This is a genomic window from Tardiphaga sp. 839_C3_N1_4, from assembly GCF_051811045.1.
In the GTDB taxonomy this organism is placed as follows: domain Bacteria; phylum Pseudomonadota; class Alphaproteobacteria; order Rhizobiales; family Xanthobacteraceae; genus Tardiphaga.
In genome coordinates this window covers 5,751,575-5,777,753 of sequence record NZ_JBPWQD010000001.1, presented here as the reverse complement: position 1 = coordinate 5,777,753, position 26,179 = coordinate 5,751,575, and the positions used below count along the sequence as shown (strand labels likewise).

The window sequence follows — 26,179 nt, the reverse complement described above, 5'->3', positions numbered from 1 at the left end:
GCCACCGGACACCACACCACCGGGGCGAAATGGCTTTCAGCGGCGTCTGGCACGAGGTTTGTATCTGACGATCATATTGCAACGATATTTCATCACCTAAGCAAGGGGCTAGATCAATGACAGTGAGCGTCCATCCCGTCGACGAAGTCCTCCCGACCCCGCGCCTCCTCGCGCTGGGTCTGCAGCATGTGCTGGTGATGTATGCCGGCGCCGTGGCGGTGCCGCTCATCATTGGCCGCGCCCTGAAGCTGTCGCCGCAGGACGTCGCCTTCCTGATCTCCGCCGACCTGTTCGCCTGCGGTCTTGCGACCCTGGTCCAGTGTATCGGCTTTCCCGGCGTCGGCATCCGCCTGCCGGTCATGATGGGCGTCACCTTCGCGTCGGTCGGCCCGATGCTGTCGATGGCCGCCGCTCCGGATATCGGCCTGCTCGGCATCTATGGCTCGGTCATCGCTGCCGGAATCTTCGGCATCATTGTCGCGCCTTTCATCAGCCGCCTGCTGCCGCTGTTTCCGCCCGTGGTGACCGGCACCATCATCATGGTGATCGGCATCTCGCTGATGCGCGTCGGCATCAACTGGGCGGGTGGCGGACTACCCATGTTCACCAAGATGATCGATGGCGTTCCGCACACCTTCCCCAATCCGGCTTACGGCCAGTTGCAGGGCCTCGGCATCGCCCTCTTCGTGCTGCTCGTGATCCTCGCGCTGATCAAATGGGGCACCGGCTTCCTGGCTAATGTCTCGGTGCTGCTCGGCATCGTCGCCGGCGCGGTCCTCGCCAGCCTGCTCGGCGTGATGCATTTCGACAAGGTCGGCACCGCTGGCTGGGTCGACATCGTGCTGCCGTTCCATTTTGGCATGCCGCAATTCCATCTCGTCCCGATCGTCACCATGTGCATCGTGATGATCGTGGTGATGATCGAGTCCCTCGGCATGTTCCTGGCGCTCGGCGAGATGACCGACCGGAAGGTCGACCGCGATGCGCTCACCAAGGGCCTGCGCGCTGACGGCGTCGGCACGTTCCTCGGCGGTATCTTCAACACCTTCCCCTACACCTCGTTCTCGCAGAATGTCGGCCTCGTCGGCGTCACCGGCGTGCGCTCGCGCTGGGTGACCATTGCCGGCGGCGGCATCATGCTGGTGCTCGGCCTGCTGCCGAAGATGGCCGCACTGGTGGAGTCGGTGCCGCAGGTGGTGCTCGGCGGCGCCGGTCTCGTGATGTTCGGCATGGTCGCTGCGACCGGCGCGCGCATTCTCACCGCGGTCGACTTCAAGACCAACCAGCGCAACCTGTTCGTGGTCGCCATCTCGGTCGGCTTCGGCATGATCCCGCTGGTGTCACCGAACTTCTTCAAGAACCTGCCGCATGACCTTCATCCGCTGCTGGAGTCGGGCATCCTGCTCTGCGCGCTGGTCGCGGTGATCCTGAACGCATTCTTCAATGGCGTGAGCAGTGCCGAGACGGCGAAGGCCGAGGCGGCGGGCGTGGCTGCAGCGGCGACGCATTAGTTACGAAACGCCGGCCTCTCGCTCCCTCGCCCCGCAGTTGCGGGGAGAGGGCTGGGGTGAGGGGCGCTTGCGAACCGCAAAGTCCATCGCCGTGGTAGGCGGGGGCCTCGCCCCTCACCCGCCGCGAAGACGCGGCGACGTCTCCCCGCGCAGAGCGGGGAGAGGTTAAGTAAGCCGTTTACCTGCCCTACTTCACCTTGGGCTCGAGCCCACTCGCCACGATCACAGGCGCGGCCTGCTTCGAGGACAGAAACGCGATCAGTGCCTTGCCGGCATCCGGCTGCGGCGCATTGCTCGCAAGCCCTGCAGAGAACACAGTGATCTTCTGCAGCTCCGCCGGCAGCGGGCCGACGATCTCGATGCCCTTGACCGGCTTCAATTCGCTGATCTGCTGAAAGCCGATCTCCGCCTCGCCCCGGGCGACGATCTCGCCGACCGGCGTCGCCGGGATCTTGCGCGCCTTGTCCTTCATGGCGTCGGCAATGCCGAGCTTCTCGAACATCTCCTTGCTGACATACACACCGCTGGCGCTGTCCGAATAGGCTACGGTTCTGGTTTTCAGCAGCGCGACCTTCAGCGTATCCGCCGAAGACAGGTCCGGCTTCGGCGCCCCCTCCTTCACGGCAACGCCAATCGGCGAATCCGCGAGATCGACGCGGCTGTCGGCGATCACCTTGCCCTTGCTGACAAGATCGCCCAGCGCATAGCCGACCATGATCAGCACATCGGCCGGCTCGCCCCGCGCCAGCCGCATCGGGATCGCCTGCGGCGTCTCGCCCATCGACGGCCCATAGGCCGTGACGACCGTATTGCCCGTCGCCTTCTCGAATTGCGGCACCAGTTCCTTATAGGCCGCCGTAAAACCGCCAGAGATCATCACGTGGATTTCGGAGGCGAAGGCGCTGGCTGTGGTGATGGACGTAAATGCCGCGACCAGCAGCAGGCGATTGATGCCACGCATGACGTTCTCCCTGATCTTTTGTTGTGTTATGAGACGACCAATTCAGGTCGGATGTAAGATAATGCAATAACTAATCTCTCCACGTCATGGCCGGGCTTGTCCCGGCCATGACGAGAGAGCTACTTTTGCTCCCCCATCTAACTCCCGCGATATGTCCCATAGCTCCACGGCGTCACCAGCAGTGGCACGTGGAGATGGCCTTCGGGCTCGTAGACCGAAAAGCGCAACGGGATCTCGTCGAGGAACGGCGGATCCGACATCGGCACGTTACGTTCGGCAAAGTAGCTACCGACCTTGAAGGTCAGTTCATAGCGTCCGATCGGCACCGGGCGACCGCCGATCAGCGGCACATCGGTGCGGCCATCGTGATTGGTCAGCGTGCGCGCAATCACGCGGCTAACGCCGAGTTTGGACAACTCCACAAGCTCGACCGAAATCCCGGCTGCGGGCCGGCCGCTATGGGTATCCAGCACATGGGTCGAGAGCCGGCCATGGACCTGCAGGCGATCCGGCCCGTCGACCAAAAGATCAGTACGCAGCGCCGCGATCTTGCAGATTTCGGCGACCGATGCGGTGACCTCGGCAGCCGGGTCGTTGGGCAACCGCTTCTCGAAATCCGCGAGGATGGAATCCTTGGTGTGACGACGAACACAGACGATGTAAGGGAAGCCGAACTTCGCTCGATAGGCATTGTTGACGCGATCAAAGGCCGCATATTCGGCCTCCGAGAGCCGGTCGAGCCCGACGCTGTTCTGCTCCGCATTGGATTCCGCCGTCAGGAGATCGCCGCGTTGCGTTTTATCGGCGAGATCCGGATGCGCCTTGATCAGCGCCAGCCGCTGGCCTGCAGCTGCCTCCTCCACCACCTTGCGCATCGCGGCGAACAACTGCTTGACGCCCGCGAAAGGCCGGCTGTCCGCAGCCTTCTCCGCGATCCACGGCGAATATTCGAAGATATTCGCCAGCGCCGCGACGAAATCCGCTTTGCTGCAGGCGTTGAGTTCGTCGAGCGTCTTCTCTGTCATGACAGGGTCTATCCCAATCCTGGTCTATCCGATGGCACGGGCGTCTGCGGCGAGATGTTTCAGATTGGCGTGCCAGTGCTCGGCGATATCAAGACGCGTCGGCACCCAGACGCGCTCGAAGCTGCCGATATAATCGAGGAACCGCGTCAGCGACGCGGCACGGCCGGGCCGCCCGACGACGCGGCAATGCAGGCCGACGGTCATCATCTTCGGCGACGTCGCGCCTTCCGCATACAACACGTCGAACGAATCCTTCAGATAGGTGAAGAACTCGTCGCCGCCGCCAAAACCCTGCGGATTGACGAAACGCATGTCATTGGCATCGAGCGTATAGGGAATGATGAGTTGCGGTTCGCTAGGCCCCTTGATCCAGTATGGCAAATCGTCGGCATAGGAATCGCACAGATACTTGAAGCCGCCGGCTTCCATCAGCAGGCGAATGGTGTTGATCGAACTGCGGCCGGTGTACCAGCCGGTCGGGCGCGCGCCTGTGGCCTCGGTATGCACGCGGATCGCCTCATTGATCTCGAAGCGCTCCTCGGGCTCCGACATATCCTTGTGCTCGATCCACTTCAGACTGTGGCTGGCGATATCCCACTTGGCTTCCTGCATCGCGGCGACGATTTCCGGATTGCGCTGCAGGGCTGTGGCCACGCCGAACACGGTGGTCGGCATGTTGCGTTCGGTAAACATCCGCCACAGCCGCCAGAAGCCGGCGCGCGAGCCATATTCAAACATGGATTCGATATTGGCATGGCGCTGGCCGGGCCAGGGCTGCGCACCCAGCACGTCCGAGAGAAACGCTTCGGAGGCGCGATCACCATGCAGAATGTTGTTCTCGCCGCCCTCTTCGAAATTGACGACGAACTGCACCGCCACGCGGGCGCCGCCCGGCCATTTCGGATCGGGCGGATTGCGGCCGTAGCCGCGAAGATCGCGCGGATAATCGCCTGATGTCATCAGACCATCTCGAAACGAACGGGTTGCGCACCCTTCCAGAGCACGGTCTTGCCCATTTCCTTGAGGTTTTCGAGGTTCGAAGTCAGCGTAATGAAATGGTTGCCAGCGAGTTGGCCCATCTTGCTGGCGAAATGCACGCCGCTATAGGCCAGCAGGATCTCGGTCTCGCTGATGCCGCCCGGATACAGGATGATGTGGCCCGGCGCCGGAAAGCTGGTGTGGTTCTCATAGGGCACGCCGAAATCGAGATCGCCAAGCGGCATCCAGACGCCCTCGCCGCTCCAGCGCACATGGATCGCCTGGCTGACAAACGGCATCGCCTTCTTAAAGGCGGCGACGGTCTTGGGGGCGTCCTTCTCCTCGAACTTCGCATCGAAGGTGAAGTCGCCGACATGGACTTTGAGCTGGCTCATCCGTGGAATCTCGTAATTGGAGTGACTGACAGTGATCCATCCAGATTGCAGCAGAGGGCGAAAGAAGCAAGCCGCAGTTTTCGGCGGTGTTGTCCGTAGACTGCGTTCCCTCTCCACACTGTCATTCGGAGGCCCTCCTTGCTCGTCATTCCCCGGCAAACCAATTGGTTTGCCTGAGGGCCGGAATGAGCCGGGAATCCCTATCCATGCTCGTCATTCCGAGGCGCACGAAAGCGGCGCAGCCGCTGCAGTGCGACCCCGGAATCCCTGAGTGTTTTGCGCTGAACATGTCAGGATTCCGGGCTCGGTCCCGTCGCCTGCGGCGCCGGTCCCGCCCCGGAATGACAGCGTGGGGCGGCAAGACAGCACCCAAACATTTTTTCCTATCTCCCGTTGACACCATCCCTATCAGGTTTATATTCGCACTTATATACTTGACAAAAGTGGATCGGCTCTCTAAACCGTAGTCATTGGAGCAAACCATGACTGCAGTTTTCCAAGACCCCATGTTTCACGACGAGGACAAGGCCCGCGAAGCCCTTGAGGCTGTGCGCTGGCCCGATGGTGCGATTTGCCCTCACTGCGGTAGCTCCGATCCCGACAAGCTCGCCAAGATCGGCGGCACCAAGAAGTCCCATCGTCCCGGCCTGTACTACTGCAACGACTGCAAAGGTCAGTTCACCGTGACCGTGGGCACTGTGTTCGAACGCTCCAAGGTGCCTTTGACCAAGTGGTGGATGGCCGCGCACATGATGAACTCAGGCAAGAACGGCGTTTCTGCCCATGAGATCCATCGAGCCCTTGGCGTTACCTACAAAACCGCTTGGTTCATGATGCATCGCCTGCGCGAAGCCATGATCGACAGCAAGCCCGCTCCCATGGGCGAGAATGGCGGCAACGTTCAGGCTGACGAAACCTATCACCTCAATACGTCCAAGCGCGCCAAGGGCTACAAGAAGGGCCATTCGCACAAGGCCAGCATCGTTGCGCTGGTTGACGAGAACACCGGCACCGTTCGCACCTTCCATGTTCAGAAGGGCGTCACTGCCGATAAGGTCCGCGATATCCTTTTCACCAACGTCATTCGCAAGGCTACTCTCGTGACTGACGAGAGCGCGCTCTACACCTACACCGGCAAAGCCTACGGCGATCATCAGACGATGAACCACACTGGCCGCGAGTATGTGAACAAGCTCGGCTTCACCACCAACAACGTCGAAAACTTCTTTGGCGTGTTCAAGCGCGGTATGCGCGGCACCTACACGTTCTGCGGTGAACAGCACCTGCAGCGTTACCTGACGGAATTCCAATTCCGCTACAACAACCGCTCCGGCCTTGGTGTGACCGATGGGGAACGGACGGCGAAGGCTCTCAAGGGTATCGAGGGCAAGCGCCTGACGTACCGGCCAGCTAACTAAAATCACCTTCAAAAAACAGGCTGTTAAGCGCTTTCGCGCTTGGCGCAACTCTGTTCATAAGCGGGACAAAAGATGAACCGCGTCGACTCCCAGCGCCAGTTCCATGGCAGACTGGGAGTCGAGCGATTCGCGGAGAACAACCGGTTGGCCCCGGCCTTCTCGGATAGCTCATTAACCCGAGGGACGGGTCATGAGCTGCAGTGTAGTGAGTGCTCCCATCATTGGGATTCTGCACGAAAGGTCAAGAGCCGTCCCTCATTTCAAAAGGGACTACGCATGCCTTACAACCTTTTTATCGCTTACGACCTCGATGTGCCCGGCCAGAACTACGATGCGGTCCATGAAAGGATCAAATCACTCGGCCGCTGGTATCACGCGCAGCAATCGCTGTTCTACGTCCACACCACCATGACGCCCCAGCAGGCCCACGCCTACGTCTGGGCTGTTATGGACGCAAACGACAAGCTGATTGTCGTTGATGCTACCAGCGCTGTCATCATGCCGGCGCTGCCGGCCCATGTTGACGCCATCAACGCTGTTTGGTTTGAGCCCGCTTAAACCACCACCAGCAATAGGTTCAAACATTTGAGCCTCCAATAAATACAGCCCGGCTTATTTGCCGGGCTTCTTCTTCGTCGCTGATTTCTTGGCGACCTTTTTCTTCCCGACCTTCATATCCTCGTGCGGCTTTGGCTTCATACGAACGAGAGCGCCCATCAGACGCTTAGTGTCGTCTAACTTCTTTTCAGGGTCATTCATGCGCAGAGCACCATTAAGGAACGTCGATCCGAGAGCTTTATATCTTCACGCGACATCGTTTTACCATGTCACCGAGATGCTATCGGATCTCGATTTCGACAAGGACCCGCAGTCCGCTGCCGATGTTGGGCCAGCCTACATAGTTTTGTCGGCACTGACGTCTGAATTGTTCCTAAAATGCCTGATTTGTATCGAAACTGGCGAAGCCCAGACCGGCCATCATCTATCCTGCCTGTACGGTAGGCTCTCCCAGAATACACAGGCTCGAATTAAAGAAATATGGGACAACGATCTAGTCAAATACCGCGCGTCCCATTGGGACAAGCTTGAAGCGGCATTAGGTCGTAAAATCGACAGAAGTCTTCTAGCCGCTCTCAAAGGCGCCGACACCACATTCGAAAAGATGCGGTACGGGTACGAAAACAATAACGAAGATGTAGAGTTCTATCTCAGTGACTTTCCCCGGCTTCTTGGCAGGGTAATTGTAGAGTTGAAACCTGAGTATGCACAAATTCGTCGGGGCTTCTCAGAAGTAAAGCCCGGCGTTCCCTTACAAAAACAAAAGCCTGATTAGGCACAGCGATTAAAAAGAAATCGCCAAACCCATCACTGCAATTAAACGCGCTGCCCTGTCGGGTCATAGGCTAGGCCTCAAGTCACATTTGTCAAGTATATAAGTGCGTTTATATTCTCCTTCGTCCAGCCCCGATGAGAGGGGCGAGCGCGATCGTCACGGTCGTGGGGCTGGATGCGGTGGACGCCGGAGATGCGGCGTTACGCGGTTTGGGGGTGACGTCTGTCTTCGGGCAGGACGGATCTGCGCCAGCACTGCCACTGGCAAGGAGACGGCCGACTTTGGATGGAAAGACGCCCTGGACAGTGTAACGGACGACCAAGTCAAGACGCGTCCGGCTTTCTCGCTTGAGGCACCCTGTCCCATTCGCCTTGGGACTGTAATTTTGGTGATGGGATCGTTCGCCATGGCAACGCGCAAGCAACCGAAAAAACACCGTATGCGGAACGTCGGGCACTTACCTTGCCCTGCGCCTCCGAAAGTCCTGATGCACTCGCACTTGCGGAAGACCGCATTCGCATCAGGCCCAAGGGTGCAACGGGCACCCGGCGTTCCGCACGCCCTCTTTTCGGAGGGGGTTGAAGGAATGCTCACAGCTCGGACGCGCAAGCGCCGCGAGAATGCGAACGCATGTTTTTAGGACAGTGGCTGTTTGAAATTTGAATCCTGCAATGATGCGCTGCCGCTATCGTTCATCACTCAGCGGTGGCTTGAACGTCAGCGGTGATTCCATCGCACGCTGCCTCGCGCGATCGACGGCCTGTGCAAAATCCTGTGCATCGAACCACGGCTCATCGCGCATCAACGCATCCAGATCCTCGTTCCAGATCTGCGACACCTCGATATCGAACTTCATATTGTACTTCTGGCTGACAGCCTGAATTCCATAGCCGGTAACGGCCCATTGTTTGCCGAGCCAAAACACATCCCGATGCAGCACCACGTCTACGCCCAATCTCGTCCGGTATCGTACAGAGACGAAAAGAACCCCAACCCGATGAGGGTGAGGCTCTACTGAACCGGTCTAGTCCATCAAATTTTAGCAACATCGTCCAGCGTTGAGAACAACGCCGATCTAGATGCGACCATTCTCGTTCGGCGACTGTGGATGCTGCGCCTTCTGCGCCCGTTCCGCATCAGCCTTGTTGGCCTCGTGGCGTCCGATCACGCACCCAGCAACGACGCCGACCTTGCCATGTCCTGCATAGTGGCCGGCGATTCCGCCAATGATCGCGCCTTTGATACAGCCTTTCGCCTCGGCCGCAACCGATGAAAACGCGAGACCCGCAACCACAGTGCACAGCAGCAATTTCTTCATGATAACTCTCCCGCGTAATCGACCTCGTATAAGTCGCAGCGCCGCATTTCGTTCCGCGCGTTGAAATATCGCCGACTCACGCTCGCATCCGATTCGTGCCATAGATGTCGAAAATCGTGCCCAGGGATAAAACGACCATGCCAGCACCCAAACCGCCTGCTTTCGAAACGCTGAGTCTGCATGCCGGCCAGCATCCGGATGCAATCACCGGCGCGCGGGCCGTGCCGATCTACCAGACCACATCCTATGTGTTTCAGGATTCGGATCACGCTGCTGCGCTGTTCAATCTCGAACGTGCCGGCCACATCTATACGCGCATTTCAAATCCGACGACGGCGGTGCTGGAAGAGCGACTCGCCGCACTCGAGAACGGGGTCGGCGCCGTGTGCACCGCATCAGGCATGGCAGCGCTGCATCTCGCCATCGCCACACTGCTCAATGCCGGCGATCACATCGTGGCGTCGTCCTCGCTCTATGGCGGCACCATCAACTTGCTGGCGCATACGCTGCCGCGCTTCGGCATTACCACGACATTCGTCAAGCCGCGCGACCTCGACGCTTTCAAATCTGCGATCAACCCCAACACCAGACTGATCATCGGCGAAACCATCGGCAATCCCGGCCTCGAAGTGCTCGACATACCCGCCGTCGCCGACATCGCCCATGCCGCAAAGATCCCGCTGCTGATCGACAACACCTTTGCGACGCCGTTCCTGTCGCGGCCGATCGAGCTCGGCGCCGATATCGTGATGAACTCGGCCACCAAATGGATCGGCGGCCACGGCATCGCCATCGGCGGCGTCATCGTCGATGGTGGCCGCTTCGACTGGCACGCCTCCGGCAAATTCCCTGTCCTGACCGAACCCTATGCCGGCTATCACGGCATCGTCTTCGACGAACAATTCGGCAATGCCGCCTTCATCATGCGCGCCCGCACCGAAGGCCTACGCGATTTCGGCGCGTGTCTCTCGCCGACCAATGCCTTCCAGCTCCTGCAAGGCGTCGAGACACTGGGCATCCGCATGGAGCGCCACATGGCCAATACACATGCGGTGCTGGCCGCGCTCACAGCCAACAAGGCGGTCGACTGGGTGCTGCATCCATCGCTGGAGAACCATCCGGACTATCAATTAGCGAAGCGCCTGCTGCCGCGCGGCGCCGGCTCCATCGTCTCGTTTGGTATCAAGGGCGGCCGCAATGCCGGTCGCAAATTCATCGAGGCGCTCAAGCTGACCAGTCACCTCGCCAATGTCGGCGACGCCAAGACGCTGGTCATTCATCCCGGCAGCACCACGCATCAGCAGATGGACGCCGAGCAACTCAAGGCCGCCGGCATCGGCGAGGAGCTGATCCGCCTCTCCGTCGGCATCGAAGCCGCCGATGACATCATCGATGACCTCGCGCAGGCGCTGCGCATCTCGCAGAAGGGCTGAGCGATGCAACTCACCGTCAACGGTCACGAGACCTATCTCGCGAATGGCGGCCGCGCATTCGATCCGTCCTTGCCCGTAGTCGTGATGATCCACGGCGCCGGCTTCGATCACTCGACCTGGGCGCTGCATACGCGCTGGTTCGCGCATCACGGCTTCGCCGTGCTGGCACCGGATCTGCCGGGCCATGGTCGCTCGAAAGGTGAAGCGCTCACGACTATCGCCCATCTCGCCGACTGGACTGCGGCGTTGATCGACGCATCCGGCGCAAAGACTGCACGGCTGATCGGCCATTCCATGGGCTCGCTGATCGCGCTGGAGACCGCAGCTCGGCATCCCGGTAAAATCACACGCCTCGATCTGATGGGCACGGCAGGAACGATGACCGTCGGCCCGGATCTGTTGAAGGACGCCGAAGCCAACCAGCATTCCGCCATCGACATGGTGTCGATCTGGGGTCTCGGCTTTCGCGCCGAGCTCGGCGGCAGCCTCGCGCCGGGGTTGTGGATGCATAGCGGTGCGCAGCGCGTGCTGGAAGCCACAAAGCCGGGCGTGCTGTTCGCCGATCTCAACGCCTGCAATACATACCAGAATGCGCTGACCGCTGCGGCCCAGCTCGATATCCCTGTCACGCTCATCCTCGGCGAGCGGGACATGATGACTCCCGCCAAGGCCGGCAAGACCCTCGCCGCCGCATTGAAAAACGCCCGCACGGTGATTCTGCCGGGCACGGGCCACATGATGATGGTCGAACGTCCCGACGACGTGCTCGCCGCGCTACAGGTGGAGCAATAGAGTCCGCAACGCGGCGATGGCTGTTGCACCGCGCGGCGTGCTGTGCTTCCTGTCTGTCGTTATCGGTGCCTCCGCGAGGAGGTGAAACGGGAATGCGGTGCGGGGAAATATCCCCTATGCCGCGGCTGCCCCCGCAACTGTAAGCGGCCATTCCGGGTCCACAAAGCCACTGAATTTGCATCGCAGATTCGGGAAGGCGGACCGGGAGACCACCGCGAGCCAGGAGACCGGCCGGTAACGAGTTTCACACTCGTTCGACGGTGGGTCGACGGAAGGGGTTAAATGACTATCCGGAATTTGGCCGCAGGCACTGCGGCCGTTGTTGTTCTGTCCTGCTCTCACAGTGCTGCGCATGCGCAGTCCAGTGCCGAGCAACTCTCCGAAATCGTGGTGACGGCGGACAGAGCGCCCGAGCAACTCAATCGCACCGGCAGTTCGATCAGCGTCGTGTCAGGCGAAACCATCGCGACCAGCAATCCCGGCTCGCTGGTTGATGCGCTGCGCACCGTGCCTGGTCTCGACATCACGGAAAACGGCGGCCCCGGCGGCACGGCGAATGTGCGCCTGCGCGGCGGCAACACCGGCCAGACGCTGGTGATGATCGACGGCATCCGTGTCAACGATCCCACGGCCGCATCAGGCGACTTCGAATTCGCCATGTTCACGCCCTCCGCCATCGAGCGCATTGAAGTCCTGAAGGGACCGCAGAGCGCGCTTTATGGATCCGATGCCATGAGCGGTGTGGTCAACATCATCACCAAGAAGGGCTCCGGCCCCGCGCAGGTCAATGTGCGCACGGAAGCCGGCAGCTATGGCACCGTCGTCACGCAGGGATCGCTGACCGGCTCCAACGGCCCATGGTCCTACGCCTTCACCGGTGGCGGCCAGCACAGCAACGGCTTCTCGCGTTACGGCTACCGCATCCCTGCCCTCGAAGCGAAGTTTCCGAATCTCGAAAACGACAGTTTCGATCGCGTCGGCGGCTCCGCGCGCATCGGCTACGATGCGGGCGAAGGCATTCGGCTTGAGTCAGGCATCGTCCACTCGTTCACGCGCTCGGCCTACGATTACGCGACCGGTGCCTTCCCGGACACGCCTTCCGCGGCCACGCGACTCCTCCAAACCGTTTATGGCCGCGTGGGTATTGATTCATTTGGTGGCATTCTCACGCATAACGTCACAATCTCGAACACCCACACCGAGCGAATGTTCAATGAAGTGACGTACAAGACCAACATGTTGCCGCAGAACACCACCTCGAAGATCTCCGATTATGTCGGCAACAGTCTCGGTGCCGAATATCAGGCGACCCTGAAGCTCGGCGCATTCGGCTCCCTCGTCTATGGTGCCAAGACACAGACCGAGACCGCACAGACCTACAGCACGAATATCTCGCCTGTCGCTGGCCCGCAGACGCCGCTGCTAGCCAAACAGCAAGACACCAACTCGATCTTCGCTTTGTGGTCTGTGCCGATCGGCGAACGGCTCAACGTCACGCTCGGTGGCCGGGTCGATGACGTCGTCGATGTTGCCCGCTTCGAGACATGGCGCGCCACCGCCGCCTACAACATTACGGAAACCGGCACCAAATTCCGCGCCAGCGCTGGCACCGGCGCAAAAGCGCCGACGCTGTTTCAGCTTTACGACACGACCTACGGCAGCAGAAACCTCACGCCGGAAACCAATTTCGGCTATGACGCCGGCATCGACCAGAGCCTCTTCAACGGCCGCGTCGTACTATCGGTCACAGGCTTTTCCACTGACTACAGCAATCTGATCAACTTTGTCTCCGATGCGTCCCGTCCGCTCGGCTATTACGTCAACGTCGCCCGCGCCGAGACCAGCGGTCTCGAAGTCGGCGGCAATGTCGATGTCATTCCGGGCTGGGTGAAATTCAACGTGGCCTACACTTACCTGCACGCCCAGGATCTCGGCACCGACACGGTGCTGGCACGTCGTCCCAAGAACTTCGCCCGCTTCGCACTCACGATCACGCCCACCGACAAGTGGATGATCGAGCCGCGCGTCACGACCGTGTCGAAGCGCTTCAGCAGCGCCAATCAAGTCGGTCAGGTCGATGCCTATACCCGCGTCGATCTCTATACCGAGTACAAGATCGACGCTAACTGGAAGGTCTTCGCCCGCGGCGAGAACATCCTGAATGAGCATTACCAGGAAGTGCTGAACTTCGGCACGACGGGACCTGCGGCTTACGCAGGCTTCAACGCCACATGGTGAGCATAGCGCCAGCAGCACGACGCCGGACGATCGCGACCATCGCGCTCGTCGGTCTCGTGACGCTGCTGGCACTGGGCTCGCTCGGCACGGGACCTGTCAAACTCTCGCCGCTGACGGTGCTCGATGCATTGTTCGGCGGCGGCAGCGACGTGCAGCAGATCATCGTGCGCGAAATCCGCCTGCCACGCGCGATCCTTGCTCTGGCCATCGGCGCAATCCTCGGCCTGTCCGGTGCAGCGTTGCAGGGATTGCTACGCAATCCCCTCGCCTCGCCGTCCCTGTTCGGCGCGCCGCAATCGGCGGCCTTCGGCGCGGTACTGATGATCTCGCTCGGTTTGGCCGATGTCCGCTCATGGGCACTGCCCGTTGCCGGCATCACGATGGCGTTCCTGTCGGTGTTCGTGCTGCTTGGTATCGCCGGCCGCAATGCCGGTCTGCTGCTGCTGATCCTCGCGGGTCTCGCAATCTCCAGTCTCGCAGGTGCCGCGACGGCGCTGGTGATGAACCTGTCGCCCAATCCCTTCGCCGCGCTCGAAATTGCATTCTGGCTGCTCGGCTCGCTGGAAGACCGCAGCTTCCGCCACGTCACACTGGCGCTGCCGTTCATTGTCGCCGGCGCAATCATTCTGATGAGCCAGCGTTCGGCCTTTCGTGCATTGAGCCTCGGCGAAGAAACTGCACAGAGCCTCGGTGTCAATGTGAGCCGGCTGCGCCTGCTGGTGATCCTCGGCGTGGCGCTCGGCGTCGGCGGCGCTGTCGCTGTCACAGGCACGATCGGCTTCATCGGCCTCATCGCACCGCATCTGATGCGCCCGATCATCGGCCATGATCCCGCCCGGCTGCTGATCCCGAGCGCGCTCACCGGCTCGGCGCTGTTGCTCGCCGCCGATATCGCCGTGCGCCTTATTCCGTCGACCACCGACATCAAGGTCGGCGTATTGACCTCGATTATCGGCGTGCCATTCTTCCTCTATCTCATCATGCGCGAGCGTCGCGCTCTGGGCGGAGGCGTCGCATGACCGATCAAGCGCTGCTGACCGCGAGCAATCTGAGCGTCTCGCTCTCCGGCCGCCCGGTGCTGCACGAGGTCTCGCTTTCGCTGCAACGCAAGCATCTGGTCGCTCTGGTCGGCCCGAACGGCGCCGGCAAGACGACGCTGCTGCGCGCGCTGGCAGGCTTGCAGTCCTCAACGGGCACGATCAACGTCGCCGGCGATGCGCTGGCGTCCCTGTCGCTGCGCGAGCGCGCAAAACGCTTCGGCTATCTGCCGCAAGGCCATGTCGTGCACTGGCCGCTCGATGTGAAGGACGTCGTCGCCCTCGGCCGCTATCCGCATGGCGCGACCGATCCGGCGCGGCTGACATCGTCGGACAAGGCTGCGGTCGAGCGCGCCATGCAGGCCACCGACATCGTCGCCTTTGCCGATCGGCGTGTGACCGAGCTCTCCGGCGGCGAACGCAGCCGCGTCGCGCTCGCCCGCGTCCTCGCTGTCGAGGCACCGATCGTGCTGGCGGATGAGCCGACCGCATCGCTCGATCCCCGCTACCAGATCGATGTCATGACAAATCTGCGCGACGTCGCCGACAGCGGCGTGCTGGTGATCGTGGTGACGCACGATCTCGGCCTCGCGGCACGTTTCGCCGATACGGTGCTGGTGATGTCCGACGGACGCCTCGCCGCACAGGGCGCGCCGCAACAGGCGCTGTCCGATGACATCGTCGCCGACGTATTTCGCATCAGCACCTATCGCGCCGAACACCGGAACGAAACGATTATCCTGCCTTGGGCGGGAGTCTGAGCGATGTGGCGGCTATTTCGCCAGCGCAGCAGCAAGCCGGCTCAGAGCGGCCGCATCGGGCGGCAGACCGAAGCGCAACAGCTCATGGCTCCAGTCGAAGCGACGGCACCAGATCTGCTGCCGGGCCAATGCGGCATGCCATTTCAAGGCGTCGACATGTCGCACCAGCCTGTACAGCGACGTGCCGCCGACAATCTCGAAACCGGCATCGGCCAACACGGTGTCGAGCTTGATACCCTGGGCGACCAGCGCGACGCGGGTCTGTGTGGCCCAGCGCTCGTCACGCAAGGCGGCCGCGCCGATGACTTGCGCCGGTCCGGAACAGGCCCATGGGCCGATGGCGGTCGCGATACGCTGCGCGATCAGCGGCGCCGCGAGCGCGAAGCCGAGACGCAGGCCGGCCAGGCCGTAGAATTTTCCGAACGAGCGCAGGATCGCTACCGGCAGTATCGCACACAGGCCAGCCGCGCTGATCGCGGGATCGACATCGGCGAAGGCTTCATCGATCACCAGCCAGCCGCCGCGTCGCTGCAGGATCGCCGCAACATCGGCGAGTTCATCGCGCGTGGCGACGCGCCCGTCAGGATTGTTGGGATTGACGATCACCACATGCCTGGCATGATCCGGCAGCGCGCCGAGGCTGCCGATCACGCCAACCTCATGTCCGCCGGCACGCCAAGCCGCGACATGCTCGTTATAGGTCGGCCCGACAATGGCAACGGCGCCAGGCCCGGCGAGATGCGGCAGCCACTGGATCAGAGCCTGCGTACCGGCAGCAGCAACGACATCGACGTTATCGGGCACGTGGTAGGCGCTGCGCGCGGCGGACAGCAGCGACTGTTCGTCGGCGCGCGTCGGCAAGCGTTCCCAAAGATGGCTCGGCAGGTTGGCAGGAATGGGCCACGGCCATGGATTGATCCCGGTCGAGAGATCGAGCCATTGGTCCGGCGCGCCGCCGAATTCAGCCATCGCCTGGGTGAGATCGCCACCATGTTTCATGCCGGTGTCATGCCATCATATCGGGCAAAGCGCGAGAGGCTTTGGCCACTCGCGGCTACGGCACTCGCGCTGCTCGCATACGCGCCGCTGCAGGCCAGTGCAGCCAATCTGCCGCGTATCGCCTCGATCAATCTCTGCACCGATCAACTGCTCGTCACCCTCGCCGATCCCGAGCAGATTTTGGGCCTCAGCCCCTATGCGCGCGATCCGTTCCGCTCATGGGATAAGGACAAGGCGAAGGCGTTCCGGCTGCTGTCCGGCGAGGCCGAGGACGTGCTGGCGCTGAAGCCGGATGTCGTTGTCGCCGGCCGCTTCACCAAGCGCGCGACCCGCGAACTCCTGAAGGACAAGGGGCTGAAGGTCGCCGAATTCGATCCCGCCCGCTCGCTCGACGACGTCAAGAAACAGCTCCGCCAGATGGGCGCGCTGGTCAAGCATCCGGAGCGCGCTGAAGCCGAAATAGCGAAACTCGATAGTGCTATCGCGCAGGCCCATGCCGCCGTACAGCGCAAGCCGTTGCGGGTACTGGCGGTGTCGCGGCGCGGCTGGGTGTCCGGCGGCGAGAATCTCACGACGTCGCTGCTCTCGGCCGTCGGCCTGCGCAATGCCGGCGGCGAACTCGGCCTCAAGGCTGGCGGCTTCGCCTCCTTGGAGGCGATTGTCACGCTGAGGCCCGATCTGCTGCTGGTCACCGACAATACCGACTTCGCCGAAGACGAAGGCCGCGCTTTCCTGCTGCATCCCGCGCTGGAGAAATTCTATCCGGCCTCGAAGCGACTGGTTCTGCCCGAACGCCTCACCGCCTGCGGCGGTCCGACCATGGTCGAGGCGCTCGATCGACTGACCACCGAAATCAGCCGCGTGGCGCCCTGATGCTGCCGCATGGGATGCTGGCGCATGGCGACGCGCTCCTGCTGGTGGTCGCGGCGCTGCTGCTCGATGCCGTGATCGGCGATCCCGACTGGCTGTGGCGCCGCGCACCGCATCCCGTGGTCTGGATCGGCAACGGCATCGGCTGGCTGGAACGCCGGCTCAATCGTGAAAACTGGTCGCGTCGGCAGCGCAAGCTGGCCGGTGTCGTCACCGTCATCGCGCTGGTCAGTGTCGCAATGCTTGTCGGCGGACTGCTTGCCGATCTCCTCAACGACAACTGGATCGGCTTTGCGATCGAGGCTTTGATCGCCTCATTGCTGATCGCTCAGCGCAGCCTGTATCAGCATGTGGCCCGCGTGCGTCGCGCTTTCACTGAGGCTGGATTGCCGGCGGCGCGACAGGCCGTTGCGATGATCGTTGGGCGCGATCCTGAACAACTCGACGAAGCCGGTGTGGCGCGCGCGGCGATCGAATCCACCGCGGAAAATTTTTCCGATGGCATCGTCGCGCCGGTGTTCTGGCTGGCATTGCTCGGATTGCCTGGCCTGATCGCCTACAAAGCCATCAACACGGCCGACTCCATGATCGGCCATCGCAGCGTGCGGTATCAGGATTTCGGCTGGGCCGCCGCGCGGCTCGACGATCTCGTCAATCTGATCCCGGCGCGCCTTGCGGGAATATTGGTCGCGCTCGCTGCGCCGGTCGCACGCGGATCAATCATCTCGTCATTGAAGATCGTGACGCGCGACGCCGGAAAGCACCGCTCGCCCAATGCCGGCTGGCCGGAAAGCGCCATGGCTGGCGCGCTCGGGATCGCAATAGCGGGACCGCGCGTCTATGCCGAGGGCGCGGTCAACGATCCCTATCTCAATGCCGAAGGACGAACCGCAGCGCCTGACGACATCGGCCGGGCACTTCGCGTGTTCGTCGCAGCCTGCGTCTTGCAGGCGGCGCTCTATGCCGCGCTGGCGCTGCTGCTCTGACGGCTGCGGGCAATTTCGATCAGCCGACCGATATCCAGATGCTTTTCGCAGTGATCGGCCAGCGCATCGAGTGCAACTTCGATCTGCGCATCATAGGCCAGCGACGAGGCAATGCCGAGATTGGCCAGCCAGGCCTTGCGGAATGCGTCGCCGGTGAACAATCCGTGGACGTAGGTCCCCTGCACGCGCCCATCGACAGAAGCGGCACCATCAGGTCGTCCATCGATCATCACGAGCGGCCGCGCGCAGTCGCCACCCTCACTGCGACCAAGATGGATCTCGTAACCTTCGATCGCCGCCCCCGTCACGCAATGCGTGCCAGTGATCAGCGTGGTGGACTTGTCGGCGCTCATGAGCGTTTCGATATCAAGGAGCCCGAGCCCATCGACCGTGCCCGGCAATCCATCGACGCCATCGGGATCGGCGATGGTTTTGCCGAGCATCTGATAGCCGCCGCACAGGCCCAGCACGTGGCCGCCGCGGCGCACATGCGCCTTGATGTCGACGTCCCAGCCCTGCGAACGCAGGAAGGCCAGATCGCCGATGGTGGACTTGCTGCCGGGAATGATGATGACATCGGCGTTGCCCGGAATGGCTTCGCCCGGCCTGATGAAGACAAGCTTCACGCCCGGCTCCATGCCAAGCGGATCGAGATCGTCGAAATTGGCGATGCGTGCCAGCACCGGCACCGCGATGATCCGCGTCGATGACGAGGCATGGGTGCGATCGAGATCGACGGCATCTTCGGCCGGCAGGAAGGCAGCCTGCGGCAACCATGGCAACACGCCGATGGACGGCCAGCCTGTCAGCCGCGTAATCGCTGTGAGGCCATTGTCGAACAGGCTGGGATCACCGCGAAACTTGTTGACGATGAAGCCGTGGATGCGCGCACGTTCCTCCGGCTCCAGCACCAGATGCGTGCCGGCTAGGCTCGCAATGACGCCCCCGCGATCGATATCGCCGGCGATCACGACGGGAATGTTGGCCGCGGCCGCAAAGCCCATATTGGCGATGTCGCCGGCGCGCAGATTGATCTCCGCAGGGCTGCCGGCGCCTTCGACGAGAACGATGTCCGCCTGATCGGCGAGCAGCGAGAAGCTTTCAAGCGCCGCCGGTAGGAGTGTAGCTTTCTTCTCCAGATAGTTCTTCGCCCGCAGCGTGCCCCAGCGCTTGCCTTGCACGATCACCTGGGCGCCGGTATCGGTCTCCGGCTTCAACAGCACCGGGTTCATGTGAACACTCGGCGGCAGTCTCGCCGCCCGCGCCTGCACCGCCTGCGCGCGGCCGATCTCGCCGCCATCGACCGCGACAGCCGCATTGTTCGACATGTTCTGCGGCTTGAACGGTGCCACCTTCAAGCCACGCCGCACCAGCGCCCGCGCAAGGCCAGCGACAATCGTCGACTTACCGGCATTGGAGCCGGTCGCCTGGATCATCAGCGCGGGCGTGGTGAGGTTCATCAGAATTCGATACCCTTCTGGCCCTTGATGCCGGCGCGGAACGGGTGCTTGATCAGTGTCATCTCGGTGACCAGATCGGCCATCTCGATCAGCTCGGGCTTCGCGTTGCGGCCAGTGATGACCACGTGCTTGTCCGCGGGCTTCTCGTCGCGCAGGAAAGTCAGAACCTCGTTGAGATCGAGATAGTCGTAACGCAGCACGATATTGAGCTCATCGAGCAGCACCAGGCGATGGCGGTCATCGCGGATCATTTCCTTGGCGCGCTCCCATCCCGCGGTCGCGGCAGCAATGTCGCGCTCGCGGTCCTGGGTGATCCAGGTGAAGCCCTCGCCCATAATGTGCAGCGTGACGAGATCCGGGAAGGTCTTCAGCAGACGCGCTTCGCCAGTGTCCCATTCCGGCGACTTGGTGAATTGCACGATGCCGACCGGATAGCCGTGACCGATATGGCGGAACACCATGCCCAGCGCAGCCGAGGTCTTGCCCTTGCCGGTACCGGTGTGAACGATCAAGAGGCCCTTCTCGCCGACCTTGGTCGCCATGATTTTGTCCTTGGCGGCCTTGTGCTTGGCCGCCTTGATCTTGTGGCGGGCATTTTCTTCATCGTCGTGGGCGAGTTCGGTCATGCGATTTCCTTTGCGATCTCTTTGTGCGCCTGCGGCAGAAGTTCGGCGATCAGATCGGCCGCGCGATTGGAACGCGGCGTCCACAGATCCCGGCGGATGGCTTCAGCAAAACGCGCAGCCGTCTCGCGCAACGCCGCGGGATTGGCAGATGCCATGAAGCTGCGAACCTCGTCATTTTCCAGATAGGAGGCGAACAGCTGGTCGAAATGGTGATTGGCAACCGCATTGGTGGAGGCTGCGAAACCGAACAGATAATCAACCGTGGCCGCGATCTCGAACGCACCTTTATAGCCGTGGCGCATCACGCCGGCGATCCATTTCGGATTGGCGCCGCGGCCGCGCACCACGCGCGAGATCTCATGCGCAAGCGGCCGGGCAATCGGCGCTTCCGGTCGCGACGTATCGATATGGGCGATGCGCGGTGCCGAGCCACGCAATGTCTGCACCGTCGCTGCGAGCCCTCCGATGAACTGGTAGTAGTCGTCGGAATCCAGAATGTCGTGTTCACGATTGTCCTGCGCCTGCGCGACGAGATCGACACCCTTCAGCCGCTCGGCGAATTCGCCGCGCGCATGCTCGCCATCGATTCCGCTGCCATAGGCGTAGCCGCCCCAATCAAGATAGACGTCGGAAATGTCGTCACGATTGCTCCAGCCGCCTTCATCCATCAGCGCCTGCAGTCCTGCACCATAAGCGCCGGGCTTCGAGCCAAACACACGACGCGTCGCCTGTCGCCGTGCAATCTCGCAGGTCATGCCGCCGGCTTCGAGCGTGCGGGCACGCGCGCGGACATTGGCTGCGATGGGGTTAGCGTCATCGGGTTCGTCGAGTTCGGCCACGGCACTCACGGCGGAGCCGATGATGTCCATCTGGGTCGTGAACGCGTCGCGGAACAGGCCGGAGACACGGAATGTCACATCCACGCGCGGCCGCTTCAGCTCGGACAGCGGCGTAATGGCAAAGCCGGTGACACGGCCGGAGGTTTCCTCCCACAGCGGCCGGGCGCCGATCAGCGCCAGCGCCTGAGCCACATCGTCACCGCCAGTGCGCATATTGGCCGTACCCCAGGCCGACATTGCGATCGCGCGCGGCCATTCGCCGACCTCCTGCCAATAGGATTCGACGAGCCGTTCTGCCGCAAGTTGCCCGATGCGCCATGCCGATGGCGTCGGCACTGCGCGGACATCGACCGCGAAGAAGTTACGACCGGTCGGCAACACATCGGGCCGGCCGCGCGTCGGTGCCCCCGATGGGCCCGGCCGCACAAATTGGCCATCCAGGCCTTTGAGGAATGCAGTTATTTCCGCGCCACCGCAGGCGTCGATGGCCGGCCGCAGCTTCGCGGCGATCCAGTCCAGAACCTGCGCTGTACGCGTCCATGTCGATTCGCAATCGAGCTTGCTGGAGACAAGCTGCGACGCCAGCAATTCAATGCGTTCGACCGTATCACCGGTGGTGCGCCACACTGCGTCACTGACATCGGCAAGAACACCGGGGCGTGGGCCGAGATAATCATCGGCCATATCACGGGTGAGCGGATCGAACGCACCGAGCCCGAGATCGGCAGCCAGTGCGCGATGCAAAGACGCATCCTGCGGCTTGATGTCCGAGCGCGGCAAGCGCGCGATGGAAACCAAGAGATCATTGCGCTGCGCGTCCTCGGGCACGCGGCCGAAGATATGCAACCCGTCGCGGATCTGCATTTCCTTGAGATCGCAGAGATGGGCGTCGAGCGCGCGCAGCGCCTCGCCGGTCGGTGTGTCGCGGGTGACGTTGACATCGGCATCGATCTGCTGCGCGCGGGCGAGTGACAGAATGTCCTCGGCGATCACTGCGGCGCGCTTGGGATCGAGATCGGTCGCCATGGCATATTCGTCGACCAGGTTCTCCAAGCGCGCCAGATCGTCGTGCAATTCGGCCCGCGTCATCGGCGGTGTCAGGTGGTCGATGATCACGGCGGAGCTGCGGCGCTTGGCCTGAATACCCTCGCCGGGATCGTTGACGATGAACGGATAGAGATGCGGAAGCGGCCCCAGCACTGCATCGGGAAGGCAGTCTGTCGACAGACCGGCGCTCTTGCCCGGCAGCCATTCGAGATTGCCGTGCTTGCCGAGATGGACCACCGCATGGGTATCGAAATCACGGCGCAGCCAGAGATAGAAGGCGAGATAGTGATGCGGCGGCACCAGATCGGGATCGTGATACGTGCTCTTGGGATCGATATTGTAACCGCGTGCCGGCTGCACGCCGACGGTGATATTGCCGAAACGATGCAGGCCAAGACGGAAGGCACCATCGACCACATGCGGATCGCTCTCGGCCCCGCCCCAGCGCAGTTCAATAGCAGCCCGCACATTGGCCGGCAGCGTCGCAAAGGCCGCTCTATAATCAGCTAGTGGCCAGGTCACGCCACCGCTTCGCTCGGCGCGACCGGCAAGCGCGTTGGTTGGCCCCTGCTGCAACAGCTGCATCATGGCAGCTGTCGTATCGGGCGTATCACCAGTGCCGTATCCGACCTTAGCCATGGCGGCCATTACATCGATCAGGCTCTGCGGCGTATCGAGGCCAACGCCGTTGGCAAGACGGCCATCGCGGTTGGGATAATTCGCAAGGATCAGTGCGACGCGACGTTCGCTCGCTGACGAACGACGCAAGCGCACCCAGGCCTTTGCGAGATCGGCCGTGGCATCGACGCGATCCTGCACCGGCTGCAGTGTCGTCGGCGCGAAGCCGCCATCGCTGGTTCCCCGTTCCTTGAAGGCGATGGCATTAGCGAAGATGCGGCCATCGACTTCCGGCAGCACCACATGCATCGCCAGATCACGCGGCGTGAGACCCCGGGTCGACGCTTCCCAGCTGGCACGCGAGATGCCGGCCTGTGCGACCTGCAGAATCGGACAACCAGACGCCGACAGCACGCCGGCATCGTCATGCGCGGTCGCGGTAGCGAAGGCCGTGGCATTGATGATGATATCGGGCGGATAGGCTGCCAGCGCAGCACGAAGAAAGGCGGCGGAGCGCTCATCCTTCAGGCTGGTGACATAGAGGCAGACCGCATTGAGACCGCGCGCGTCGAGCGACAGACGCAAGGCATCGATCGCAGCAGTGTCGCCGCCGGCCACCAGCGCGCGATAGAAGATCACAATCGCATTCGGTCGGCTATCCGCTGCGAGTTCCCCCGGCCAGAAGCCGGCCGAAGGCATCGGCCGCGCAACAGGTGGCTCCTCACCGTGACCGATCAGATGCGCGGCATAACGCAGTGCTAGCTGCGCATTATCGACACCGCCCTCGCTGCAATAGCGCCACAACGCATGGGTTTCGTCGCTGCTGACCGTGCCGCGGGCGGCCAGTTCGGCATTCCAGTCCATCTCGCCGGGCAGGCAGGCAAACTTGCTACCGCGGCTCAGCGCGTCGCTGCGAAGGCTCTCGACGCCATGGGGCCAATAGCTGATGCCGCCGAGCATGCGCAGCACCACGATCTTCGCCCTAGCCAGCGTGCGCTCGACATAGAGATCGATCGACGCAGGATGGCCGAGCGCCAGCATGTTGGTGAACCGCACGCTGGGGAAATCTCCCGGCAGTGTCGCATGCGCCGCATTGAACGCCGCCAGATCGCTGTCAGCCGCGGACAGCACGACGATATCGGCAGTGTCCTGCCCGAGATCGCGGGCGACGTCGCCATCGTCAATACTGCCGGAGGTTTCGAGCTTCAGATGCATGCGGGTGAACCTGCGTTACCCGGCGAGTGCCTTTCGCACGGCGTCGCCGTCGAATCCCTTGAGGCCGATGACCACGAGGTGCTCCGCCTGCGCCACATCCGGCCGGGCGAAAGCGAGATCGACGCGGGCGCCGACGGCCTGCACCACGATCGGCGCGGGCTTGTCCGTAATGCGTGCATGACCCTTCACGCGCAGCACGCCGTCGAGGCCAAGCGCATCGCTGATGCGCGCACGCATCGCGTCGATGCTGGCCGCAGCGGTTGGCTTGACGACGATGCTGTCGAAGTCGTCATGGTCGTGTTCTTCTTCCTCGCCGTGATGCCCCACGCGGGCGGCCATGTCGTCCTCGGCGGCGGCGTTGAGGCCGATCAGCACCGATGGTGCGAGATCACCTTTGGAGCGCACGATGCTGACACCGGGGCGCAGCACGGCTTTGAGTTTGGTCTCGATCTCGGCGAGCTTCTCTGGAGCGACGAGATCGCTTTTTGACAGCACCACTAGGTCGGCACAGGCGAGCTGATCCTCGAACACTTCCTCGATGGGATCGTCGTGCTCGATACCCTCGTCCCTGGCGCGTTGCTCGGCAACGGCATCTTCGTCCAGCGTCACGCGCCCCTCGGACAAAGCCAGCGCATCGACGATGGTAACAACGCCATCGACAGTGGCGCGGGTCTTTACCGCGGGCCACGCGAAGGCCTTCAGCAGCGGCTGCGGTAGCGCGAGACCCGACGTCTCGATGACGATAGCGTCCAGCGGACGTTCACGGGACAACAGCTTGTCCATGGTCGGCACGAAGTCATCCGCCACAGTACAGCAGATGCAGCCATTGGTGAGCTCGACAATATCGCCGGGCGCGCAGGCCTTCGCCGCGCATTCCTCGACCAGGCCGCCATCGAAGCCGGCATCGCCGAATTCGTTGACGATCACCGCAATGCGACGGCCGTCGGCCTGGGTCAGCAACGAGCGCAGCAGCGTGGTCTTGCCGGCGCCGAGAAATCCGGTGAGGACAGTGACGGGAACGCGGGACATTCAATTCTCCTGGGAACGCTTGAGCCAGAGCGGAAGCCCGGCTGCAATGAAAGCAACATTCGGCACAGCGGCCGCGATGATCTGGTTGAGGCGGCCCTGCGCATCGCGAAACGCGCGGCCGAGCGGTGTCTCCGGCACGAGACCGAGGCCGACTTCGTTGGACACGAACACGATCGGATAGCGCGAGACATCGAGAAAACGCACCAGACGCTTTGCTTCGATTTCCGGATCGCGCTCGGCAAACATCAGGTTCGACAGCCACAGAGTCAGGCAATCCACCAGCACGACGCGACCGACCGTCGCCTCACGCGTCAGCGCATCGACTAGCGCCAGCGGCTCCTCGACTGTCGTCCAGCCCTCGCCGCGCTGCTTGCGATGCTGCGCGATGCGAACACGCATCTCGTCGTCGCCGGCCGTTGCCGTGGCCAGATAGATCTTCGTCAGGCCGATGCCATCGACCAGCCTTTCGGCGAAGGACGACTTGCCGGACCGCGCACCGCCCAGCACCAATGTGGTGGAGGCCGCGGTCATTTCGGCGCACGCCCGTCTTCAGGCGACCAACGCATCGGCGGCACGCGCGCGACCATGCCCTTGCGCAGCACCTCGGCGCGCTCGCGCCATGGCACCAGGCCGTAGTCGGCCTTCTGATAGGACTCGACGAAGGACACTAGCGCCGCGCTGCCGCTATCGGTCTGCAGATCGCCGAACAGGAACGTGTAGCCATCAGGGCTCGTCACCGCGACCGTCGCCGGTCGCTTGCAGACGCTGAGGCACTGCACCGGACGCACCGTCACGGCAGCATCGCCATCGCCGAGCGCGGCCTTCACAGCATCGAACATGTCCGGCCCGACGATCGTGCCGGTTTCGGCAGCCTTGCAGCTGATGCACACGCTCACGACAACGGGACCGGCTGGCACAGGGCGCGGCGGTTCGACCGAAATTTGTTCGCCAGAGATATCGGCGCTGTCGTGATCCATTACATGCTCAGTTCATGCCCTCACGGGCCTACGAGCTTTGTTGGATCGCGCCGACAGCATAGCCGTCGGTTCGCTCCCGTCCGGTGCACCCCGCCCCGACGACGCCTCCAAAGCACAGTTCGTGATGGCAGGTCTCCTGGCTTGCGAGTCAAAGCCTGTTGCCGCCTTCCCAAGAATTCTGAAGAATTCCCAGTGGCACCGGCGCGGGCTCGTCGCTTACAGTTGCGGGGGCAGCGCCGGCCTCGAACCGGCTTCCCTATTCACCTTCCACGCGGAAGGACCATCACAAAAGACGCTATCTGCCGGGTGCGCC

25 protein-coding genes and 2 riboswitches are annotated in these 26,179 nt (G+C 62.4%); of the genes, 11 read left to right on the top strand and 14 right to left on the bottom strand.

The window, feature by feature from the left end; all coding sequences use genetic code 11:
* Positions 1-116: 116 nt before the first annotated feature.
* On the top strand, positions 117-1,511 hold the full coding sequence (locus tag AB8A38_RS27645; RefSeq protein ID WP_439088086.1) for a nucleobase:cation symporter-2 family protein: 1,395 nt from the start codon (positions 117-119) through the stop codon (positions 1,509-1,511).
* Positions 1,512-1,698: 187 nt separating this feature from the next.
* Here the strand turns inward: AB8A38_RS27645 and AB8A38_RS27640 are convergent, their stop codons facing one another.
* From AB8A38_RS27640 to AB8A38_RS27625, 4 genes are all read right to left on the bottom strand, one after another.
* Positions 1,699-2,472, bottom strand: coding sequence for a substrate-binding domain-containing protein (locus tag AB8A38_RS27640; protein WP_439088085.1), 774 nt, complete (start codon positions 2,470-2,472; stop codon positions 1,699-1,701).
* Positions 2,473-2,609: 137 nt separating this feature from the next.
* A complete protein-coding gene (gene uraD, locus AB8A38_RS27635; RefSeq protein WP_439088084.1) occupies positions 2,610-3,497 on the bottom strand; it encodes a 2-oxo-4-hydroxy-4-carboxy-5-ureidoimidazoline decarboxylase in 888 nt (295 codons plus the stop codon).
* A gap of 24 nt (positions 3,498-3,521) precedes the next feature.
* Entirely contained in the window at positions 3,522-4,457 is a 936-nt protein-coding gene (gene puuE / locus AB8A38_RS27630) for an allantoinase PuuE (protein WP_439088083.1), read from the bottom strand.
* A complete protein-coding gene (locus AB8A38_RS27625; RefSeq protein ID WP_068735441.1) occupies positions 4,457-4,870 on the bottom strand; it encodes a DUF3830 family protein in 414 nt (137 codons plus the stop codon). Before AB8A38_RS27625 ends, puuE begins: the two co-directional genes overlap by 1 nt.
* A 482-nt stretch (positions 4,871-5,352) precedes the next feature.
* Here AB8A38_RS27625 and AB8A38_RS27620 point away from each other — a divergent pair, with 482 nt between their 5' ends.
* On the top strand, positions 5,353-6,288 hold the full coding sequence (locus AB8A38_RS27620; RefSeq protein ID WP_439088082.1) for an IS1595 family transposase: 936 nt from the start codon (positions 5,353-5,355) through the stop codon (positions 6,286-6,288).
* 276 nt (positions 6,289-6,564) lie between these two features.
* A complete protein-coding gene (locus tag AB8A38_RS27615) occupies positions 6,565-6,846 on the top strand; it encodes a hypothetical protein (protein WP_439088081.1) in 282 nt (93 codons plus the stop codon).
* Between the two features lie 54 nt (positions 6,847-6,900).
* On the opposite strand, the gene AB8A38_RS27610 is transcribed toward AB8A38_RS27615, so the two are convergent.
* Positions 6,901-7,047, bottom strand: a complete 147-nt coding sequence (locus AB8A38_RS27610; protein WP_439088080.1) for a hypothetical protein — start codon at positions 7,045-7,047, stop codon at positions 6,901-6,903.
* Between AB8A38_RS27610 and AB8A38_RS27605 the strand changes: the two genes are divergently transcribed.
* Positions 7,046-7,621: a hypothetical protein gene (locus tag AB8A38_RS27605; RefSeq protein ID WP_439088079.1), complete on the top strand. Its 576-nt coding sequence runs from the start codon at positions 7,046-7,048 to the stop codon at positions 7,619-7,621. The genes AB8A38_RS27610 and AB8A38_RS27605 overlap by 2 nt on opposite strands.
* Before the next feature lie 685 nt (positions 7,622-8,306).
* On the opposite strand, the gene AB8A38_RS27600 is transcribed toward AB8A38_RS27605, so the two are convergent.
* Both AB8A38_RS27600 and AB8A38_RS27595 read right to left on the bottom strand, forming a co-directional pair.
* Positions 8,307-8,564 (bottom strand): hypothetical protein, encoded by a 258-nt coding sequence (locus tag AB8A38_RS27600; RefSeq protein WP_439059412.1) that lies wholly within the window; start codon positions 8,562-8,564, stop codon positions 8,307-8,309.
* A gap of 132 nt (positions 8,565-8,696) precedes the next feature.
* Positions 8,697-8,939 (bottom strand): hypothetical protein, encoded by a 243-nt coding sequence (locus tag AB8A38_RS27595; RefSeq protein ID WP_439088078.1) that lies wholly within the window; start codon positions 8,937-8,939, stop codon positions 8,697-8,699.
* Between the two features lie 137 nt (positions 8,940-9,076).
* On the opposite strand from AB8A38_RS27595, the gene AB8A38_RS27590 reads away from it, so the two are divergent.
* The 5 genes from AB8A38_RS27590 (at position 9,077) to AB8A38_RS27570 (ending at position 15,200) form a co-directional block, all read left to right on the top strand.
* Entirely contained in the window at positions 9,077-10,372 is a 1,296-nt protein-coding gene (locus AB8A38_RS27590; RefSeq protein ID WP_439088077.1) for an O-acetylhomoserine aminocarboxypropyltransferase, read from the top strand.
* A 3-nt stretch (positions 10,373-10,375) separates the two neighbouring features.
* Positions 10,376-11,164, top strand: a complete 789-nt coding sequence (locus tag AB8A38_RS27585; RefSeq protein ID WP_439088076.1) for an alpha/beta fold hydrolase — start codon at positions 10,376-10,378, stop codon at positions 11,162-11,164.
* Between the two features lie 46 nt (positions 11,165-11,210).
* Positions 11,211-11,414, top strand: a riboswitch (cobalamin riboswitch).
* Between the two features lie 32 nt (positions 11,415-11,446).
* Positions 11,447-13,402, top strand: coding sequence for a TonB-dependent receptor plug domain-containing protein (locus AB8A38_RS27580; protein ID WP_439088075.1), 1,956 nt, complete (start codon positions 11,447-11,449; stop codon positions 13,400-13,402).
* A complete protein-coding gene (locus AB8A38_RS27575; protein ID WP_439088074.1) occupies positions 13,396-14,421 on the top strand; it encodes a FecCD family ABC transporter permease in 1,026 nt (341 codons plus the stop codon). The genes AB8A38_RS27580 and AB8A38_RS27575 overlap by 7 nt, the downstream gene beginning before the upstream one ends.
* Positions 14,418-15,200, top strand: coding sequence for an ABC transporter ATP-binding protein (locus tag AB8A38_RS27570; protein WP_439088073.1), 783 nt, complete (start codon positions 14,418-14,420; stop codon positions 15,198-15,200). The genes AB8A38_RS27575 and AB8A38_RS27570 overlap by 4 nt, the downstream gene beginning before the upstream one ends.
* Positions 15,201-15,212: 12 nt before the next feature.
* Here the strand turns inward: AB8A38_RS27570 and cobD are convergent, their stop codons facing one another.
* The gene (gene cobD, locus AB8A38_RS27565; protein WP_439088072.1) at positions 15,213-16,199 is read right to left on the bottom strand and encodes a threonine-phosphate decarboxylase CobD; all 987 of its coding nucleotides are present in this window, start codon (positions 16,197-16,199) and stop codon (positions 15,213-15,215) included.
* Here cobD and AB8A38_RS27560 point away from each other — a divergent pair.
* Both AB8A38_RS27560 and cbiB read left to right on the top strand, forming a co-directional pair.
* Positions 16,191-17,072: an ABC transporter substrate-binding protein gene (locus AB8A38_RS27560; RefSeq protein WP_439088071.1), complete on the top strand. Its 882-nt coding sequence runs from the start codon at positions 16,191-16,193 to the stop codon at positions 17,070-17,072. The genes cobD and AB8A38_RS27560 overlap by 9 nt on opposite strands.
* Positions 17,073-17,086: 14 nt before the next feature.
* Positions 17,087-18,055 carry an adenosylcobinamide-phosphate synthase CbiB gene (gene cbiB, locus AB8A38_RS27555; protein ID WP_439088618.1) on the top strand — a complete coding sequence of 323 codons (969 nt, stop codon included), beginning with the start codon at positions 17,087-17,089 and terminating at the stop codon, positions 18,053-18,055.
* Here cbiB and AB8A38_RS27550 read toward each other — a convergent pair.
* Genes AB8A38_RS27550 through AB8A38_RS27525 form a run of 6 tightly spaced genes read right to left on the bottom strand, consistent with a single transcriptional unit; the run spans position 18,028 to position 25,866 of the window.
* The gene (locus tag AB8A38_RS27550; RefSeq protein ID WP_439088070.1) at positions 18,028-19,515 is read right to left on the bottom strand and encodes a cobyric acid synthase; all 1,488 of its coding nucleotides are present in this window, start codon (positions 19,513-19,515) and stop codon (positions 18,028-18,030) included. The two genes, cbiB and AB8A38_RS27550, sit on opposite strands and share 28 nt — an antisense overlap.
* Positions 19,515-20,141 (bottom strand): cob(I)yrinic acid a,c-diamide adenosyltransferase, encoded by a 627-nt coding sequence (gene cobO / locus AB8A38_RS27545; RefSeq protein ID WP_068734347.1) that lies wholly within the window; start codon positions 20,139-20,141, stop codon positions 19,515-19,517. The genes AB8A38_RS27550 and cobO overlap by 1 nt, the downstream gene beginning before the upstream one ends.
* A complete protein-coding gene (cobN, locus tag AB8A38_RS27540; RefSeq protein WP_439088069.1) occupies positions 20,138-23,860 on the bottom strand; it encodes a cobaltochelatase subunit CobN in 3,723 nt (1,240 codons plus the stop codon). Before cobN ends, cobO begins: the two co-directional genes overlap by 4 nt.
* Positions 23,861-23,875: 15 nt before the next feature.
* Complete coding sequence (gene cobW, locus AB8A38_RS27535; RefSeq protein ID WP_439088068.1) at positions 23,876-24,889, bottom strand: cobalamin biosynthesis protein CobW; 1,014 nt, start codon at positions 24,887-24,889, stop codon at positions 23,876-23,878.
* Positions 24,890-25,420, bottom strand: coding sequence for a bifunctional adenosylcobinamide kinase/adenosylcobinamide-phosphate guanylyltransferase (cobU, locus tag AB8A38_RS27530; protein WP_439088067.1), 531 nt, complete (start codon positions 25,418-25,420; stop codon positions 24,890-24,892).
* The gene (locus AB8A38_RS27525) at positions 25,417-25,866 is read right to left on the bottom strand and encodes a DUF1636 domain-containing protein (protein WP_439088066.1); all 450 of its coding nucleotides are present in this window, start codon (positions 25,864-25,866) and stop codon (positions 25,417-25,419) included. The genes cobU and AB8A38_RS27525 overlap by 4 nt, the downstream gene beginning before the upstream one ends.
* Before the next feature lie 109 nt (positions 25,867-25,975).
* A riboswitch (cobalamin riboswitch) is annotated at positions 25,976-26,166 on the bottom strand.
* Between the last annotated feature and the right edge of the window lie 13 nt (positions 26,167-26,179).